Source organism: Thalassospira sp., from assembly GCF_048059015.1.
Taxonomy (GTDB): domain Bacteria; phylum Pseudomonadota; class Alphaproteobacteria; order Rhodospirillales; family Thalassospiraceae; genus Thalassospira.
Genome location: NZ_JBLLNT010000013.1, coordinates 170055 through 187827, shown reverse-complemented (window position 1 = coordinate 187827; position 17773 = coordinate 170055). Strand labels below are relative to the sequence as shown.

Annotated in this window: 14 protein-coding genes and 1 riboswitch; of the genes, 11 read left to right on the top strand and 3 right to left on the bottom strand. The window is 51.7% G+C overall.

Translation table 11 applies throughout. From position 1 onward, the window contains the following. Positions 1–42 precede the first annotated feature (42 nt). On the bottom strand, positions 43–2475 hold the full coding sequence (locus ACMZ66_RS17585) for a methyl-accepting chemotaxis protein (protein ID WP_416939136.1): 2433 nt from the start codon (positions 2473–2475) through the stop codon (positions 43–45). A 517-nt stretch (positions 2476–2992) separates the two neighbouring features. Between ACMZ66_RS17585 and ACMZ66_RS17580 the strand changes: the two genes are divergently transcribed. From ACMZ66_RS17580 to ribB, 10 genes are all read left to right on the top strand, one after another. Further along, the gene (locus ACMZ66_RS17580) at positions 2993–3646 is read left to right on the top strand and encodes a protein-L-isoaspartate O-methyltransferase family protein (RefSeq protein WP_416939134.1); all 654 of its coding nucleotides are present in this window, start codon (positions 2993–2995) and stop codon (positions 3644–3646) included. A 66-nt stretch (positions 3647–3712) separates the two neighbouring features. Then, entirely contained in the window at positions 3713–4036 is a 324-nt protein-coding gene (locus tag ACMZ66_RS17575; RefSeq protein ID WP_416939194.1) for a rhodanese-like domain-containing protein, read from the top strand. A 144-nt stretch (positions 4037–4180) separates the two neighbouring features. Then, positions 4181–5533, top strand: coding sequence for a TolC family outer membrane protein (locus ACMZ66_RS17570; protein ID WP_416939132.1), 1353 nt, complete (start codon positions 4181–4183; stop codon positions 5531–5533). A gap of 92 nt (positions 5534–5625) precedes the next feature. Next, positions 5626–6267, top strand: a complete 642-nt coding sequence (locus tag ACMZ66_RS17565; protein ID WP_416939130.1) for a DUF2497 domain-containing protein — start codon at positions 5626–5628, stop codon at positions 6265–6267. Between the two features lie 90 nt (positions 6268–6357). Further along, a complete protein-coding gene (locus tag ACMZ66_RS17560; RefSeq protein ID WP_416939129.1) occupies positions 6358–9024 on the top strand; it encodes a valine--tRNA ligase in 2667 nt (888 codons plus the stop codon). Positions 9025–9231: 207 nt separating this feature from the next. Next, complete coding sequence (pabB, locus tag ACMZ66_RS17555; RefSeq protein ID WP_416939127.1) at positions 9232–10632, top strand: aminodeoxychorismate synthase component I; 1401 nt, start codon at positions 9232–9234, stop codon at positions 10630–10632. Continuing rightward, positions 10629–11204, top strand: coding sequence for an anthranilate synthase component II (locus tag ACMZ66_RS17550; protein ID WP_416939125.1), 576 nt, complete (start codon positions 10629–10631; stop codon positions 11202–11204). Before pabB ends, ACMZ66_RS17550 begins: the two co-directional genes overlap by 4 nt. A 19-nt stretch (positions 11205–11223) precedes the next feature. Continuing rightward, the gene (locus ACMZ66_RS17545; RefSeq protein ID WP_416939123.1) at positions 11224–12081 is read left to right on the top strand and encodes an aminotransferase class IV; all 858 of its coding nucleotides are present in this window, start codon (positions 11224–11226) and stop codon (positions 12079–12081) included. Between the two features lie 57 nt (positions 12082–12138). Further along, a complete protein-coding gene (locus ACMZ66_RS17540; RefSeq protein WP_416939121.1) occupies positions 12139–13416 on the top strand; it encodes a hypothetical protein in 1278 nt (425 codons plus the stop codon). A gap of 104 nt (positions 13417–13520) precedes the next feature. Next, positions 13521–13673, top strand: a riboswitch (FMN riboswitch). Between the two features lie 134 nt (positions 13674–13807). After that, entirely contained in the window at positions 13808–14476 is a 669-nt protein-coding gene (gene ribB, locus ACMZ66_RS17535) for a 3,4-dihydroxy-2-butanone-4-phosphate synthase (RefSeq protein WP_416939119.1), read from the top strand. Positions 14477–14553: 77 nt separating this feature from the next. Here the strand turns inward: ribB and xth are convergent, their stop codons facing one another. Continuing rightward, complete coding sequence (gene xth, locus ACMZ66_RS17530; protein WP_416939117.1) at positions 14554–15333, bottom strand: exodeoxyribonuclease III; 780 nt, start codon at positions 15331–15333, stop codon at positions 14554–14556. A 99-nt stretch (positions 15334–15432) separates the two neighbouring features. Then, a complete protein-coding gene (gene erpA, locus ACMZ66_RS17525; RefSeq protein ID WP_416939115.1) occupies positions 15433–15774 on the bottom strand; it encodes an iron-sulfur cluster insertion protein ErpA in 342 nt (113 codons plus the stop codon). Between the two features lie 246 nt (positions 15775–16020). On the opposite strand from erpA, the gene argS reads away from it, so the two are divergent. Further along, the gene (gene argS / locus ACMZ66_RS17520; RefSeq protein WP_416939114.1) at positions 16021–17772 is read left to right on the top strand and encodes an arginine--tRNA ligase; all 1752 of its coding nucleotides are present in this window, start codon (positions 16021–16023) and stop codon (positions 17770–17772) included. The last annotated feature ends 1 nt before the right edge of the window (position 17773 follow it).

Sequence of the window (17773 nt, the reverse complement as noted above, 5' to 3'; positions counted from 1 at the left end):
AATGCTCCCGGACGGTTTGCTGGTAGGCGATAAATTGGCTGATTACTTGCCAAAACGTCTTGTAAGCCATGGACCAAGTTTTTCTTCGCGGCCCGGCGACGGGGCGAAATCAAGGTTGGCAATCGTACCAAGGGAATGTTCAACTTCGAACGGCACTGTGACATTCGGCCCGTCAATCGTGACCTGACCTTTTGATCCTTGCGGGACCGCTTCTGCCAGATTGACTTTAGTCCCGCCCTTGGAAATATCGATTGTCTGACCACGGATCGATTTTCCGCCGATAACGAGGGTAACGGCCAGCTGTGCATCAAAGCGGGGGTCTTTACGACGGTTGACTTCGGGCGTTGCCGTACGAACAATTCTGACAAGGCTTGCGCGCAGTTCGGCGATGCTGTCATCGACTTCTTCGGCGATCTTGTTCATTTCAGCAGCACGTTTGAGGTTTTCCTGTGCCTCGGTTGCAACATGGCCGATTTTTTCGGTCACTTCGTTGGACGCTTCGGCCGTCTGTACGATGTTACGTGCAATTTCTTGGGTCGCGTCATCCTGCTGACGAACACTGACAGCAACGTTGGAAGCTACCTCATCCACACGACGGATACTTGCGGTCATCTGCTGCACCGTGGTCACCACAGAACCGGTAACGTTCTGGATCTCGCCGAGTTGGCGCGAGATTTCCTCGGTCGATTTTGCAGTCTGGTTGGCAAGGTTCTTAACTTCCTGAGCCACAACCGCAAAGCCCTTGCCAGCGTCGCCTGCGCGGGCGGCTTCGATGGTCGCGTTAAGGGCAAGAAGGTTGGTCTGAGCAGCAATGTCACTAATCAATTCAGCAACTTCGCCGATCTTGCTAACGCTATCTTGCAGGGAGTTAACAGTTTTCTCGGCACTTTCACCAGCATCGTTTGCTTCGGCCGTAAGCGAGGTAGCCTCTTCGATCTGGCGAGTGATTTCGCGGATAGACGCTGCGAGTTCTTCGGACGCGCCAGAAACGGTTTCGGCATTTGCAAGGGCTTCATGCGCAGCTGCTGCAACGCTTTCGGAGTTTTCCGAAACCTTTTCCGAAGACCCGGCCATATCGCCAGCTGCACTGTTTAGGCGTTCAGTCTGATCAATGATGGCCTGAACGACTTTCTGAAGTTCCTTTTCAACCGTTTCGGCAAGACCACGAAGGGCGCCGACGCGTTGCTGAGTAGCTTTGGCTTCGTTATTTTCACGTTCAAGCTTGCTGTAGCAAAGCTTGGCGTGCAATGCGCGCAGTTGCTGAAAGGCTGGTTTGAAGTCAGATACTGACGGGAGGCTAATCGAATAGGTAGTATCATTTGACTCAATCGCCTCAAAGTGACCTTCCATCTGTTCTAGAGGATGCTTCAGCTTTCGAATTAGCCATACTCCGTATACAACTGTCAGAACGACAGCTAGCATCAATAAAATCACTTCGATAATCACCGCTTGGATGAAGTGCTGTTCAGCCGCAACGACCCTCTCACCAGCGATCAAGTTTTGCAGTACAGAGAGATTTCCGATCTGCTCTGTTAACGGATCAATTTTCTGGTACAGCTCGTCCTTTATCAAAGAATCTAGTGCAGCGCTGTCCTTCTGGACCATGATCTGCCGTAGTCGATCAACAAGTTCGTCTGCGACAGGCAACATGCTTCGAACGCTCTCAACGATCGGTGTTTCACGTCGCCCAAGTTCTCTTGCTAAATACAGGTCAAGGTTGGCTTTAATTCGAGTTTTTGCTTGATCAATGCTCTCGATGCCCTGTTGCCAGTTGAAGTTGCCATTCCTTACTTTATGAGATGCATCGACAACGAATACGGCGTAATCGTCAGAGATTTGCTTTAGTACGTTGAGTGGTTTGACGCGCTGTTGATATAGGTGGTCAAGAGACTGCTCTGTCTGATACTCACCGTAAAGAGCATAACCACCGATTATAGCCATCAAAATTACCATTGTGCCGAATGCAACAGTTAGGCTGCCTTTAATGCTTGCAAGGAAGTTCTTCAGCCTAGCTTTTGAGCCAGTCTCGACTATTTCACCGTGTTCCAAACCAACGTTACTCGTGTTGCCTTTGCGGAGGTCAGCGTAAACATTTTCTGCGCGGCGCTTCTCGGCATCAGTTGGCTTGGTGCGAATGGAGATATAACCAGAAACTTCGCCATTCTCAAAGGTAGGTGTCACATTTGCCCGAACCCAATAGTGATCTCCATTCTTAGCTCGGTTCTTAACGAATCCTTGCCACGGGAGGCCTTCTTTAAGCGTTTGCCAAAGGTTGGCAAACGCCTCTTTTGGCATGTCACTGTGGCGGACTAGATTATGTGGTGAGCCAACCAGTTCATCTTCGGTATAGCCGCTGATATCGATAAACGAGTTGTTGGCGAATTTGATACGTCCACCAGTGTCAGTCGCTGAGACAAGGATATCCTCGTCTTTCATCAGGACCTCGCGATTGGTAACCGGACCATTATCACGCATATCATTCCCCTAATTCTTGAACTGAATTTTATCAGTTCGGTCACCTAAATTTTGACCACGCGACTGGAAAGCATGAAGTCATAGTTTCAAATGGCACAATCGTGCACAAGCAATACAGTGCAATCTGCTTTCGCATATGTTCTACCACCTCTGTTTGTTTTCAAGTGAGACTTGGCGAATTTTTTGTATCAAAAGTGATCAATGGGTGGTTCGTAACGTGCTGAGATACCACAATCTTCTTTTGTGCAGCGTGCGAATGCTGCAAAGCGGGACCGGGATTTTACGCAGATCAAGGTGGATCAATAACCGAACTGCTTGATGAACCAAGGCGCGATCAGGGTGCCCGATGGTCAATCTTTTAGCGTGCTCAATATGTTAAAATCGAAGCCCATCATTGATCCGATGTTGTCAGTTGCTTATGTGCTGACTATAAACAGGGCAATTACCGCAGGCGGCTTTGGGGACAATAAGGACGGTTGCGGTCTGTTTCTCGCGAGAATTTTCAGGTCAGATAATCATGGATTACCAAATCGCGCGCCATAACATGGTGGAAAATCAGGTTCGGACCAACAAGGTTACCGATCCGCTGGTCATCGCTGCGATGGAGGAAGTTCCGCGTGAACTGTTCCTGCCTGAAGGCAAACGCGGCATTGCCTATGTCGATGAAGATATTTCTGTCGGTGGTGGTCGCTTTGCGATGGAGCCGATGGTCATTGCCCGTCTGATGCAAAGCGCACAGATCGCTGAAACCGACGTAGCATTGGTCATCGGTGCTGGCTTTGGTTACGGCAGTGCGCTGATTTCACGTGTGGCTGAGACCGTTGTTGCTGTTGAAAGTGACAAGGACATGGCTGCCGCCGCCGAGGCTGCTTGCCAGAAGCTCAACTATGACAACGTGATCGTCGTTGAAGGTGATCTTGCCGCAGGATATGCAAAACAGGCACCTTATAATGTGATCGTATTTGACGGTGCGGTAAGTGAAGTACCGGCCGCGATCCTTGATCAGGTTTCCGAAGGTGGCCGTTTGCTCGCCGTTGTTCGGGAAGCAGGCAAGGTTGGTGTTGCACGTTTGTATGAACGTGAAAACGGCGTCATCGGTCATCGCGATCTGTTTGATGCGAATATTCCGTATCTTCCGGGATTTGAGCCAGCAGAAAGCTTTGTCTTCTGATTTTGGGAATGCCCGGTTCGTTCCGGGCATTTCTGTTTTCGCGTCTCGCAAGCAGGATATGATGTGATGGTTCGGGAAATGAGTTGCCGTGAACTTGCGGCCAGTCTTGAACAATCACAGCCAATATCGCTTCTGGATGTGCGCGAAGACTGGGAAGTTGAAATCTGTATGATCAATAATGCCCTTCACATTCCGCTGTCGGAATTGCAGGGCAGGGTGGATGAGCTATCGCCTGATCGTCCGCTTGCAATCATCTGCCATCATGGCGTTCGCAGTCGTCATGCCGGGATGTTGCTTGAAGAATATGGATTTAAAGATGTTTTTAATGTTACAGGCGGTATAGATATCTGGGCGATCGAAATCGAGCCTGATATGACACGCTACGATTGATTTTGGTTACGATCGGAAAACGGGGCGAATTACTTTTTTTCAATATAAATGCCTCTTTTCTTGGAAAATTTTCTTTCCATCGTTACCATACGTGAAACTGCGCCGGGGTCGGGACTTGGTGTAGGATTTTACAAGGGTAGATAAATGATTAAACGGTTCTTGCTGACCTGCAGTATTCTCGCAACCGGAGGAATGGTTGCCGGTGGCGCATCTGCAGAAAGTCTTGAGGACGCTCTTATCAAGGCATATCAGAGCAACCCGACACTTGAAGCCGGTCGCGCATCGCTGCGCTCGACCGATGAAGAAATCTCGACGGCGCTGTCAAACTGGCGCCCGAGTGTAACGCTTTCGGGCGATGCCGGTTTCCGTGACTATGAAAGCGAAGTTAGCGGTACCAAAACCGATAACAGCCTTCAGCCGTACACGGTTGGCCTTGAAGTTACCCAGTCATTGTATCGTGGTGGTCGTACCACAGCAGAAACCGAACGTGCAGAAGCACGTATCAAAGCCGCGCGCGCATCCCTGCGTTCAACCGAACAGGATGTGATGCTGCAGGTGGCGACTGCTTATTTCAACGTATTGCGTGACACCGCAGTTGTTGAGCTGAACCAGAACAACGTTCGCGTGCTTGAGCGTCAGCTTGAAGCAACGCGTGATCGTTTTGCGGTTGGTGAAGTGACCCGTACTGACGTATCGCAGGCCGAAGCCCGCCTTGCCGGTGCGAAAGCCGATTTGATTTCGGCTCAGGGTTCGCTTGCAAACACGCGCGCGCAGTATGAGCGCCTTGTTGGTAATTCGCCGACCAGTCTTGAAATCCCGAACCCGCTCGCCGGTCTTCCGACCAGCGTGTCGGATGTTCTGTCGATTGCGCAGGATCAGCATCCTGATGTTCTGCAGGCGCGTTTCACCGAAGAAGCAGCCCAGTCAGATGTTCGTCTGAGCGAAGGTTCGCTTTATCCGGAAGTCAGCCTGACGGCCGGTGTCGAGCGTGCGCATGAAAGCTCGACCGAAGATTTTACCGCGGATACCGCTGACATCATCGCATCGGTTTCCATCCCGCTTTATCAGCAGGGTGCGGTTTATTCCGGTGTGCGTTCTGCCAAGCAGACCGCAGGTCAAGCACGCATTCAGATCGACGAAGCACGTCGTTCCGTGATCGAGAATGCAACCAGTGCCTGGGAAACGCTTGTAACGGCGCGTGCAAGCATCGAATCGCAGCAGGCACAGGTATCATCGGCCGAAGTGGCGCTTGATGGTGTCCAGCGTGAAGCATCTGTCGGTTCGCGTACCGTTCTTGATGTTCTTGATCAGGAACAGGAACTGCTTCAGGCACGTGTTGACCTTGTCGGGTCGCGTCGTGATGCGGCGGTTGCCGAATTCCAGGTTAAGGCTGCCATGGGCGCGCTGAATGCACAGGTCCTTGGTCTGCCGGTCGAAATTTACGACACTGAGTCCAACTATAACAAAGTCAAGGGCCAGTGGTGGGGAACAGACTGATCTGTTGAAAGTCAGGGCAGGGTGATTGCACCCTGCCTTGATACTACGTTCGGGTTTGTCTGGTTAAATGACACTAGTGCGGAATTTTTAATATGAGTGACGGGCAACAAGAACCATCCATGGAGGATATCCTCCAGTCCATCCGCAAAATTCTTGCTGATGAGGGGGATGAAGAAAAACAGGAAGCCGCTCCTGAACCCGAACCGATGCCGGAACCTGAGCCGGAACCAGAACCGGAGCCGGAACCCGAACCGGAAGAAGAAATCGACGAACTCGTTCTTGATGAAGAACCCGAAGAACTTGAGTTCGACGACGAACCCGAAGAGCTTGAGCTTGACGAGCCGGAAGAAGAACTTGAACTCGACGATATGCTCGATTTCGATGAGACTCCGCTTGAAGACGAGCCAGAGCCATTCGAAGAAGAATTTGATGAGCCGGAACCAGAACCGGCCATGCCAGCACTTTATGATGACGAAGATGATGACGAACCGCTGATTTCGAATCTGACGGAATCGACAGCGACCGGCACCATCTCGGAATTGGCGCAAGCCGTTGCAAAGAAACGCGCAGTTGCACTTGGTGTGAATGCGGGTCATGCAACCCTTGAGGATCTGGTGCGCGATATGTTGCGCCCGTTGCTTAAGGAATGGCTTGACGAAAACCTGCCCTATATGATCGAACGCCTTGTGAAGAAGGAAATCGAGCGGATTGTGAACCGCGCCGAAGACCTGTAGGCGAGCCGATAGTTTGTTTAGAGCGGCGCGCCCACGGTGCGCCGCTTTTTCTTTGTAAGATTGATTAAACCCGCAGCGGATCAAAAGACCATGTTGGAGAAGACCTACAGCCCGGCCGACGTTGAAGGCAGACTTTACGATAAATGGGAAAAATCGGGGGCATTTGCCTGCGATCCCGCATCTGGCGCCGATCCCTATGTCATCATGATGCCGCCGCCCAACGTGACCGGCAGCCTCCATATGGGGCATGCTCTTACCTTTACGCTTCAGGACATCCTGGTCCGCTACAACCGTATGAACGGTAGGGACACTCTGTGGCAGCCCGGTACCGACCATGCCGGCATCGCGACCCAGATGGTTGTTGAACGCCAGCTTGGCGAACAGAATGTTACGCGCCACGATCTTGGCCGCGAGAAGTTCGTCGAGAAGGTCTGGGAATGGAAAGAAAAGTCTGGTGGTACGATCACCAATCAGCTGCGCCGTCTGGGTGCATCGCCTGATTGGGCGCGTGAACGTTTCACGATGGACGAGGGGCTCTCGGCAGCTGTTCGCAAGGTGTTCGTGACCCTTCACAAGCAGGGCCTGATTTACCGTGACAAGCGTCTGGTGAACTGGGATCCGAAACTTTTGACTGCGATTTCCGACCTTGAGGTCGTTCAGAAGGAAGTCAAAGGCCATTACTGGCACTTCAAATATCCGATCGAAGGTCGTGAGGGTGAGTTTATTACCGTTGCGACGACCCGTCCGGAAACCATGCTGGGGGATACCGGTGTTGCGGTTCATCCGGAAGACGAACGTTACAAGGATCTGATCGGCCAGTATTGCATTCTGCCGATCGTTGGTCGTCGTATCAAAATCGTTGCTGATGAATATGCCGATCCGGAAAAAGGATCTGGTGCCGTCAAGATCACGCCAGCTCATGACTTCAATGACTTTGAAGTTGGCAAGCGCGCTGATCTTGAAAAGATCAACATCATGGATGATCACGCCTGCATCAACGACAACGCGCCCGAAGAATATCGCGGCCTTGATCGTTTCGAAGCGCGTAAACAGATCGTTGCCAAGATGGACGAGCTGGGCCTGCTTGAAAAGATCGAAGACACCGTTCACATGGTCCCGTATGGCGACCGTTCAAACGTCGTTATCGAACCGTATCTGACCGACCAGTGGTTCGTGAATGCCGAAGTTTTGGCAAAGCCTGCGACCGAAGCGGTTGAAGACGGTCGTATCCGCTTTGTCCCGAAAAACTGGGAAAACACCTATTTTGAATGGATGCGCAACATCCAGCCTTGGTGCATTTCCCGTCAGCTTTGGTGGGGCCATCGTATCCCGGCATGGTTTGGCCCGGATGGCGAGATTTTCGTTGAAGAAACCGAAGAAGAAGCACTTGCCGCTGCCAAGGCACATTTCGGCAAAGACGTTGAGCTGACCCAGGAAACCGACGTTCTTGATACGTGGTTCTCGTCCGCACTTTGGCCGTATTCGACCCTTGGTTGGCCCGATAAGACCCCGGAGCTGGACAAATACTATCCGGGTGATGTTCTGGTTACCGGCTTTGATATCATCTTCTTCTGGGTTGCCCGCATGATCATGATGGGCATGCATTTCATGGACGGTAAAATTCCGTTCAAGGATATTTATATCCACGCGCTTGTCCGTGACGAGCACGGTCAGAAGATGTCGAAATCCAAGGGTAACGTTATCGACCCACTGGAAATTATCGACGAATATGGCTGTGACGCACTGCGCTTTACGCTGACGGCTCTTGCGGCACAGGGACGTGACATCAAGCTTGCTGCGTCACGCGTTGAAGGCTATCGCAACTTTGCGACGAAGCTGTGGAATGCGGCACGCTTTGCCGAGATGAATGAATGCAAACCGGTTGCTGGTTTTGATCCAGCATCCGTGAAATCCACGCTTGCGCGCTGGATCGTTGGCAAAACGGTTGAGGCGGCCAAGGCTGTTGGTACCGGCATTGAAACCTATCGCTTCAATGACGCGGCAAGCAGTGCTTATCAGTTTGTCTGGGGGGCATTCTGTGACTGGTATCTTGAGCTGGCAAAGCCGGTTCTGATGGGCCAGGACGAAGAAGCCAAAGCGGAAATTCGTGCTGTGACAGCTTGGGTTCTTGATCAGATCCTTCTGATCTTGCATCCGGTTATGCCGTATATCACCGAAGAGCTTTGGGAAAAGATCGCGGATGACCGCAGTAATATGCTGATGTCAGAAAGCTATCCGAAGTTTGATGAAGCCCTGATTGATCGTAATGCGGAAGCTGAAGTCGATCTGGCCATTCGCCTGATCGGTGACATCCGTGGGGTTCGTTCTGAAATGAACGTACCGCCAGCTGCTGAAGTTCCGATCTATCTGGTGGATGCGTCGGATGCCATGAAGGCAGCGGTTGCGGCACAGGAAGCACAGGTTAAGCGCCTTGCACGCGTTGCAGACATTGCATTCAAAGGGCAGGGCGACGTTGAAGCCATTGCCAAGGGTGCAATCCAAACCGTTGTTGATGGTGTAGCCGTATTTGTTTCGGTTGCCGATTTCATTGACGTGGCGGCTGAGAAATCCCGTCTTGAAAAAGAAATCGACGGTAAGGCCAAATACATCAAGGCACAGGAAGGCAAGCTTTCGAACGAGAAATTCGTTAGCCGTGCGCCGGAACACATTGTGACTGCTGAGAAAGCCAAACTTGAAGAGGCACGTGATACGCTTGCCAAGCTCAATGAGGCTTTTGCGCGTATCGCTGCCATGTAAGTCGATTGATGACCTAGCTGAGAAAGGCCAGCCAGATTTGGTTGGCCTTTTTTGTTTTTGGTTCAATTGAACTGCAGTGATGTCGCAAAAATATTCACCTGATTAAAAAGAATCGCTTAGATTGGCGTCGCCTCAGATCATCCGGGGCGTAAAACCAATGGAATGACGATTTTCGTTCGTTCCCGTTCACAAGAATGCGCCTGCCCAATGCTGATTGAAGAATGCCCCTATATCGAACCGGTTGATGCCTATGGTGCCTTTGCACCATTTGCCGACAGTCATTTTCTGGATTCCGGAGATCGCGATCGATTTTCTTATATCGTCGTGTCACCACTTCACAAACTGACGTCAAAAAACGGCCAAGTTAATTTGGACGGGTTTGATATTCCGGGTGATCCGTTCGATGTTTTGGCAGATCTGTTGGCGCGTTACGAACTGAAAACGCAGCCTGATCTGCCGCCATTCCAGGGCGGGGCAGTGGGCTATTTCGGATATGAGCTTGCCCACCAGACCGAAAAACTGCCAAGCGCATCACATGACTGGCTTTCCATGCCAGATATGGCGGTGGGTATCTTTGATCTGGTGATTGCCTTTGATCAGATTGATCGCAAGATGTGGCTGATTTCAACCGGACTTCCGGAAAAAGAAGGACCCGAGCGCGACAAACGTGCGAAAGAGCGCATGGGACTTGTGCGCAAATATCTGCGTTTGGCCCGTCCGCTATTTGATCATCCATCTGCGCCCCATGCGCCAGAATTAAGTGCTTGGGCATCAAACTTCACCCGGGCAGGGTATGAAGCATCCGTGCAAAAGGTGATCGATTACATTTTTGCCGGTGACATTTTTCAAGCAAACCTGTCGCAAAGTTTTCGCGCAGAGTATCCGCGTGATGCGGTGCCGGAACGTTTCGGGCTCTATCGCAGACTGCGTGAAATAAGCTCTGCACCCTTTGGGGCATTTTTGAACTTTGGTGATGTAGCGGTTCTTTCAAACTCACCCGAACGCTTTTTGAAGGTTCGCGACGGTCATGTTCAAACGAAACCAATCAAGGGTACGCGCCCGCGCGGTGAAACGCCGTTAAGCGATGCGGAACTTGCTCAAGAATTACTGCTTTCGACAAAGGATCGCGCAGAAAACATTATGATTGTTGATCTTTTGCGAAATGATCTGTCGAAGGTGTGTAAACCTCACACGGTTCAAACACCGGCAATCTGCGCGCTTGAAAGCTATGCCAATGTCCATCATCTCGTTTCGACGGTAACCGGTGAACTCAAGGACGGGAAATCAGCCGTCGACGCGCTGCGCGCCTGTTTCCCTGGTGGTTCAATCACAGGTGCACCCAAAATCCGGGCGATGGAAATCATTACCGAACTCGAGGACACCACGCGCGGGGCATATTGTGGTGCGATTGGCTATATCGGCTTTGACGGTTCAATGGATACCAATATTGCGATCAGAACGCTCAGTGTGAATGGCGGTCGGATGGCATTTAATGTTGGGGGCGGGATCGTCGCCGACAGTGATCCTGCGATGGAATATGACGAGACACTGGTTAAGGCGACCAAGATGTTTGAGCTGTTTGGCCTTCGCGCGGAGGATCTGCAATGATCCTTCTGATCGATAACTACGACTCATTTGTTTTCAATCTTGCGCGCTATGTCGAAGAGCTCGGTCGTGACGTCAATGTGGTTCGAAATGATCAGATCACGGTCGATCAGGTTCGTGCCATGGCCCCGGAAGCCATCATTTTTTCTCCAGGCCCATGCGGGCCGGATGAGGCGGGGAACAGCTTGGGCTTGATCGCTGAGCTTAAAGAGGAGTTTGCGATGTTGGGCGTTTGTCTTGGCCATCAATCGATCGCGCAGGCATTTGGCGGGCAGGTGAAGCGGGCGAAACGCCCTGTTCATGGTATGACGTCGTCTATCAGCCACAGCGGTGAAAATTTATTCGCGGGCTTAAACAATCCTTTGCAAGTAACGCGTTATCACTCGTTGATTGTTGATTTGCCAGAAGATGGAAGTTTGGTGGAAACTGCGACGGGCCCGGACGGTGAAGTGATGGCGTTTTCCCATCGGGATTTGCCGTTGTTTGGCGTGCAGTTCCATCCTGAGGCTGTTCTGACAGAGCAGGGGCATGCTTTGCTGCAAAACTTCCTCAGTCTTGCCACTGGAACAAACTGAAAGCTCGAAGGGACCGGTGATGGACGTTTGGTTGAATGGTCGCTTTCTTCCAGCTGCAGAAGCAACGGTTTCCATTACGGATCGCGGGTTTCTGCTGGGCGATGGTTTCTTTGAAACCATGCGGGCGCATGAAGGAAAGGTTGCCTGGCTCGACGCACACATGGAACGCCTTGATTTCCATGCGGAAAGCATCGAATTTCCGACTGACCTGTTGCCAAGCCCCGAAGACGTTGCCGAGATCGTGCAGAAACTGTTTGAACAGGTACACCGCAAGGATGCCGTTGTTCGCTTGACCGTTTCGCGTGGCTCTGGTGAGCGCGGCTTGTTGCCGCCAGCTGATCCCGATCCAACCATTTTGATCACGGTTTCACCGTTTGATCCGGTCGATCCCAATGTTGGCTTTAAACTGGCAACCTCCCAAAAGATCCGCCGCAATGGCAACTCTGTTGCTGGCGGTATTAAAAGCATCAACTACCTCGACAATATCGCGGCGAAGCAGGAAGCAAACAAGTATGGCGCAGAGGATGCGATCATTTTGTCGGCTGACGGTTTTGTTGCTGAAACCACCGTTGCCAACATATTCGGGATCAAGGGCGACACCCTTTGGACGCCTGACGAAGAAACCGGTATCCTGTGTGGGTTGGCCCGTGACTTCGTCCTTGATTGGGCCGAAGACAAAGAGATTGAGGTCGATACCGAACCCAAGACGCCGGATCAGTTGCGTGAATTTGATGCGCTTTTTACCGCCAATGCGCTTCAGGGCCTTCGGGTTGTAGACCGCGCTGATGGCTACGTGATTGGTGTGCCAGCAAGAACATTCTTCACCGAACTGGCGCGAACCGTTGAAACTTCGCTATGCGACGGTATAGGCCTTTAGGGGTAAATTAACGTGTCATCGGCATGATCGGCGGACTGACCTGTCACAGGACTGCTTATGACTGCCCACTCTGCCAAACCAGCTCTTACGATTAATCGCTTTATCGAAAGCCTGCGCAAACATGCTGCGAACGGGAAGGTGCCGTATTTGGGCATTCTCAATATCCCGGCTGATCTTCGTTTGGGCGTGGAAGATTATCAGGCGATCAGTCGTGATGCGTTTCATAATTTGCCGGACAATACCCAGGTCCATCGCCTTGAAAACGGCATGGTTGCCTTTGTTCGGGGTGGAAAGTGGGATAATGACGACTCAACCTTTGTTGAGCATATCCACGACATCCTTGATGACGTAATCGATCGCCAGGGACTTGGGCGAATCCCGACCAACCTGTGGAACCGGTTCCAGTGGCCGGCCGATCAGGAACGACTTGGCAAGCTATTCGGTATTGATCTGGCAGATCGGCTTGAGGCGGGCGAGAATGAACGCTTCAACATGGCCGACATGTTGCGTGGTGCGATCACAACGGATGCCGTTTTCGATTCTTGTCGCCGTCAGGCCCTTGTTTGCTTTGATGACAGCCGTCGGGAAATCCTAGGCCACGAGATTTATTGTTCACTGGATTATCTCCGTCAGAACCACCTTGCCAGTTTCCTTCTGGAAGGGCCGGGCGAGATCGAGATTCTGTCTCGTGTGCTTGATGAAAAGCTGATGGATGTCACCAAGTCGCTGGCACCGGCACTTCTGCCAGATAAGCTTCATCTGAACATGCAGGTGCAAACCGTCCTGAGCGAGAGCTTTAGCGACTTCATCAACCACATGGACGGTAAATTGATTGCCGATATGGCGATTGAGTTTTCGATGGAAAACGCGATCGCAAATTGGTGGGAATTTGAAGACGCCTGCGAGTTTTTAAATTCGGTCGGAATTAAAGTCGGATTGGACAGGATCACCTTGCCCGCCTTGCAGTTCTTGTCACCGCGTAAGATGAATGTCGATTTCATCAAGGTGATTTGGGATCAGAACATCATTGGATCACGCCGGGCCGAGGTCGCAGACCGACTGCGAGAATTCGCAAATCTGTTTGTTGATCATAGCTTGATCCTGACACGTTGTGACAGTCGAACCGCATTGCGTATGGGGCGCAGTCTCGGCGTTGATGTCTTCCAGGGTAGCTACATTGATGCAATGCTTGGTTCTTACCTGCATCGGGAATGCACATCCAAGCGCCGTTCAGCAGACAAGCGCTGCGCCGTGTGCCAATGGGCGCCGCGTGAAGCGCGCAGAAATGGCTGTGAATTCCATTTCCGAACCGGCAAACTTCTGGCCGAAACTTAAACCAAAACTTCCTAAGGGTTTTAACGTGTTTGACAATGGCGTAGTGCTTTTCTAAAGTGCGCGGGCTAATCAATAGTGATTGGTATTTGTCGTTGAAATACGGCGCTTATTCTCAGGGCAGGGTGTAAATCCCGACCGGCGGTAATCCAGATTTCTGGGAAGCCCGCGAGCGCCCAAAGATCGCAAGATCGATGGGGTCAGCAGATCCGGTGAAATTCCGGGGCCGACGGTAATAGTCCGGATGGGAGAGGATAAAGCGTGACGGATGTAGCGGGATCGCGTTTGCGGGGCTGGTACGTCGTCTGCCTACGACCGCATTGTGTCCGTTTAGACGCAAGGCGGGCCTTTCTTTGTTGCCCTGGTTCGTAAGCCCCATCCGAAGAGGACGGTTATGAATCAGAGTATTGAACTACAATCCGATCTGTCGATTTTTGGCGATCCGCACGCACGTATGGAACGTGCGCTGGCTGATTTGCGCGACGGTAAAGGTGTTCTGGTTGTTGATGATGAAGATCGCGAAAATGAAGGCGATCTGATCTTTTCCGCAGAGAAACTGACCAATGAACAGATGGCGATGCTGATCCGCGATTGCAGCGGTATCGTTTGCCTTTGTGTCACCGATGAAATGGCCAAGGATCTTGATCTACCGCCAATGGTCGCGAACAACACGTCAAGCATGGGGACCGGTTTCACCGTTTCCATCGAAGCAAAAGTCGGTGTAACGACGGGTGTTTCGGCTGCGGACCGTGTGACCACTGTGAAAACAGCCATTGCCGATGGTGCAAAACCATCTGATTTGGCGCGTCCGGGGCATATTTTCCCGCTGCGTGCCCGTGCGGGTGGCGTGTTGGAACGTCGCGGTCACACCGAAGGTACGGTTGATCTGATGCGTCTCGCAGGCTTCAAGCCAGCTGGCGTTCTGTGCGAAGTTACCAATCCGGATGGCACCATGGCGCGTCTGCCTGAGCTGATCGAATATGCCAAGGCACATGACATGGTTGTCATCAGCATTGAAGATATCGTCGCTTACCGTGGTGGTTTGCAGCAGGCTGCTGAATAATCACGAAAAGCGATTTGAAACAGAAAGGGGCAGCACCTGATCAGTGCTGCCCCTTTGTCATTCCGTGCACGGTCTGATCAATCGTCGATCATGCACCAGACCGGTGTGTGATCAGATGCCTTTTCCTTGCCACGCGGATCGCGATCAATGTCTGATGCGCTCAGGCGGTCAGCAGCGGCAGGTGTTAGCAACAGATGGTCGATGCGAAGACCATTGTCCTTGTTCCAGGCACCAGCGCGATAATCCCACCAGCTATATTGATGGCCTTTGGGGTTAAAGGTGCGGAACGCGTCGGTATAACCAATATTCATCATGGTCCGCAGGCGTTTGCGTTCAATTGTCGAACACAAAACGGTTTCATGCAGTTTGGCTGGATCGTAAACATCTAAATCATCCGGCGCGATGTTGTAATCACCACCCATCACCGCTGCTTCGCCACTTGCGTGGATTTTCTCAAACCGTTTGATCAGGCGATCTAGGAAGTTCAGTTTGTAATAGAACTTCTCATCGCCAACAGCGGTACCCATCGGAACATAGATTGACGCCACACGTACCGGATTGGGAGAGCAAATTGTTGCTTCGATGTAACGTGCCTGTTCATCTTCGTCATTGCCCGGAAGACCGCGTTCAACATCCTCGATCGGGAATTTCGACAGGATGGCAACGCCGTTATAGGTCTTCTGGCCGTGGATTGCGATGTTATAGCCAAGGTCTTCGATTTCCATCGCCGGAAAGGCGTCATCAACCGTTTTGGTTTCCTGCAGCAGGACGACGTCTGGTTTGCCTTCCTGCAACCATTCAAGGATGTTGGGCAGGCGCGCCTTGATCGAGTTGACGTTCCATGTGGCGATTTTCATTCGGGCCTCGATTCTTGGGTGTGTCAGTGCGTGTCGGTCAAACAAAACGGGGTTCGCAATTAACGAACCCCGTTTTATAAATCGGTTTTCCGATCAGGATCAAATCGAGAAACTTGATCCGCAACCACATGAAGAGGTGGCATTCGGATTGTTGACGCGGAAGGCGGATCCCACCATTTCGCGTACAAAGTCAATTTCTGCACCACCCAAAAGATCAAGCGATACTTCGTCAATCACCATTTTCGCACCGTGATTTTCAAAGATCTGATCTTCGTCCGTGGTGTCTGAGTCCAGCGAGAATTCATACTGAAAACCACTGCAGCCGCCGCCAGAAACCTGCAAACGCAGCATGGTGTTCGCAGCGCCTTCGCTTGCGATCAGTTCCTGAATGCGTTTCGCAGCACTTTCAGTCATTTGAACTTGCCGTGAAGCTTCGGTCATTCAACACTCCTTGATCTCCAACCTGCCAGAATAAAGACAGGCAGGAAAAGTTACGATCCTTGATGCCAATGATAGCACGGTCAGAACGCAGTATTTAAGTCACTATTTAGCGCGCATGGCTGAAATGTCAAAACCTGTAATCAGTCTAATCAAGGGTGACTTGCGTTTTGAACCGAAATGGCTCAAAACAAGCCCCAGTCAAAAGGTCCAAGGGGCCAAAACCAAAGAAATGCAAAGTTCAAAGTCATGAATGTTTTCAGCCTGTTGAAAAGCGACATTGAGAACCAAATTCTCGCCCTTGAAAAAGACGGTGTTCTTCCTGAGGGAAGCGACACTGCGCGTATCACCGTGGAACCGCCACGTGACGCATCGCATGGGGATGCCGCCACCAATGCCGCGATGTTGCTGTCCAAGGCTGCTGGCATGAAGCCACGCGACCTTGCAGAGAAACTGGCTGAAAAACTGCGTCTGATCGATCACATCGAAACCGTTGAAATTGCGGGTCCTGGCTTTATCAATTTGCGTATGGCTGACCAGTTCTGGCTTTCACAGATCACCAAGGTGCTTGAAGTTGGCACCGCCTATGGTCAAAGCGACCTTGGCAAAGGTGAAAAGATTAACGTTGAATATGTCTCGGCCAACCCGACCGGACCGATGCATGTTGGCCACTGCCGTGGTGCTGTTGTTGGTGATGTTCTGGCCAATCTGTTGGCGAAAGCCGGTTACGCCGTAACCAAAGAATATTACACGAATGATGCCGGCGCGCAGGTTGATGTGTTGGCCCGTTCGCTTCACATGCGTTATCGCGAAGCACTTGGCGAAGACATTGGCGAGATCCCGCAAGGTCTTTATCCGGGTGACTATCTGGTCGAGCCGGGCAAGAAACTGGCCGAGCGCGATGGTAATAAGTGGCAGAGCGCAGCCGAGGAAGAATGGCTGGAAGAATTCCGTGCGTTCGCCATTGTCGAGATGATGGCGCTGATCAAGGAAGACCTTCGTCTTCTTGGCGTTTCTCATGACGTGTTCACTTCTGAAGATGGCCTTGTCAAAGCTGGTAAGGTTCAGGAAGCGTTCGAGCATCTTGAGAAAAAAGGCGATATCTATGTTGGTGTGCTTGAACCGCCAAAAGGCAAAAAGCCCGATGACTGGGAGCCGCGCCCGCAGACCTTGTTCCGTGCAACCGATTTTGGTGACGATGTTGACCGTCCGCTGAAAAAGTCGGATGGCAGCTGGACCTATTTCGCGTCCGATATTGCTTATCACTATGACAAGTATGAGCGCGGCTTTAACCTGATGATCGACATCTTTGGTGCCGACCATGGTGGTTACGTCAAACGCATGAAAGCTGCGACCAAGGCAATCACAGGCGGCGAGGGCGACCTTGACGTCAAACTGTGCCAGCTGGTCAGCCTGTTTGATAATGGCGAGCCGGTCAAAATGTCGAAACGTGCGGGCACCTTCGTGACCTTGCGTGACGTTGTCGAGCGCGTCGGCAAGGACGTTGTGCGCTTCATCATGCTGACCCGCAAAAACGACGCCGCACTTGAGTTCGACTTTGCCAAGGTCACCGAACAGTCAAAAGACAACCCTGTCTTCTATGTTCAGTATGCGCATGCACGTGTGAATTCTGTCTTCCGTCAGGCAGCAGAAGCGTTCCCGGGGCAGGACTTCTCGAAAGCTACTTTGGCTGGTGCTGATCTGTCGCAGTTGGGCACGGAAGAAGAAAAACTTCTGGTGCGTCGTATGGCAGAATGGCCGCGTATTGTTGAGCAGGCGGCGACCGCGCATGAGCCGCATCGCATTGCCTTTTTCCTGACAGAAATTGCCGCAGAATTCCATGCATTGTGGAACAAGGGCCGTGACAACACCGCACTGCGCTTCATCGTTGCTGATGATCTGGCCGCGACTCTGGCGCGTCTTGCAATGATCCGTGCTGTTGCAACCGTGATTGCATCGGGTCTTGAGGTGTTGGGCGTCAAGCCTGTCGAGGAGATGTAAG

What these genes read in the sequence shown, in the direction of transcription:
- ACMZ66_RS17585 (WP_416939136.1), bottom strand. Translation starts at nt 2,475, where the DNA reads ATGCGTGATAATGGTCCGGTTACCAATCGCGAGGTCCTGATGAAAGAC.
- ACMZ66_RS17580 (WP_416939134.1), top strand. Translation starts at nt 2,993, where the DNA reads ATGGATTACCAAATCGCGCGCCATAACATGGTGGAAAATCAGGTTCGG.
- ACMZ66_RS17575 (WP_416939194.1), top strand. Translation starts at nt 3,713, where the DNA reads ATGGTTCGGGAAATGAGTTGCCGTGAACTTGCGGCCAGTCTTGAACAA.
- ACMZ66_RS17570 (WP_416939132.1), top strand. Translation starts at nt 4,181, where the DNA reads ATGATTAAACGGTTCTTGCTGACCTGCAGTATTCTCGCAACCGGAGGA.
- ACMZ66_RS17565 (WP_416939130.1), top strand. Translation starts at nt 5,626, where the DNA reads ATGAGTGACGGGCAACAAGAACCATCCATGGAGGATATCCTCCAGTCC.
- ACMZ66_RS17560 (WP_416939129.1), top strand. Translation starts at nt 6,358, where the DNA reads ATGTTGGAGAAGACCTACAGCCCGGCCGACGTTGAAGGCAGACTTTAC.
- pabB (WP_416939127.1), top strand. Translation starts at nt 9,232, where the DNA reads ATGCTGATTGAAGAATGCCCCTATATCGAACCGGTTGATGCCTATGGT.
- ACMZ66_RS17550 (WP_416939125.1), top strand. Translation starts at nt 10,629, where the DNA reads ATGATCCTTCTGATCGATAACTACGACTCATTTGTTTTCAATCTTGCG.
- ACMZ66_RS17545 (WP_416939123.1), top strand. Translation starts at nt 11,224, where the DNA reads ATGGACGTTTGGTTGAATGGTCGCTTTCTTCCAGCTGCAGAAGCAACG.
- ACMZ66_RS17540 (WP_416939121.1), top strand. Translation starts at nt 12,139, where the DNA reads ATGACTGCCCACTCTGCCAAACCAGCTCTTACGATTAATCGCTTTATC.
- ribB (WP_416939119.1), top strand. Translation starts at nt 13,808, where the DNA reads ATGAATCAGAGTATTGAACTACAATCCGATCTGTCGATTTTTGGCGAT.
- xth (WP_416939117.1), bottom strand. Translation starts at nt 15,333, where the DNA reads ATGAAAATCGCCACATGGAACGTCAACTCGATCAAGGCGCGCCTGCCC.
- erpA (WP_416939115.1), bottom strand. Translation starts at nt 15,774, where the DNA reads ATGACCGAAGCTTCACGGCAAGTTCAAATGACTGAAAGTGCTGCGAAA.
- argS (WP_416939114.1), top strand. Translation starts at nt 16,021, where the DNA reads ATGAATGTTTTCAGCCTGTTGAAAAGCGACATTGAGAACCAAATTCTC.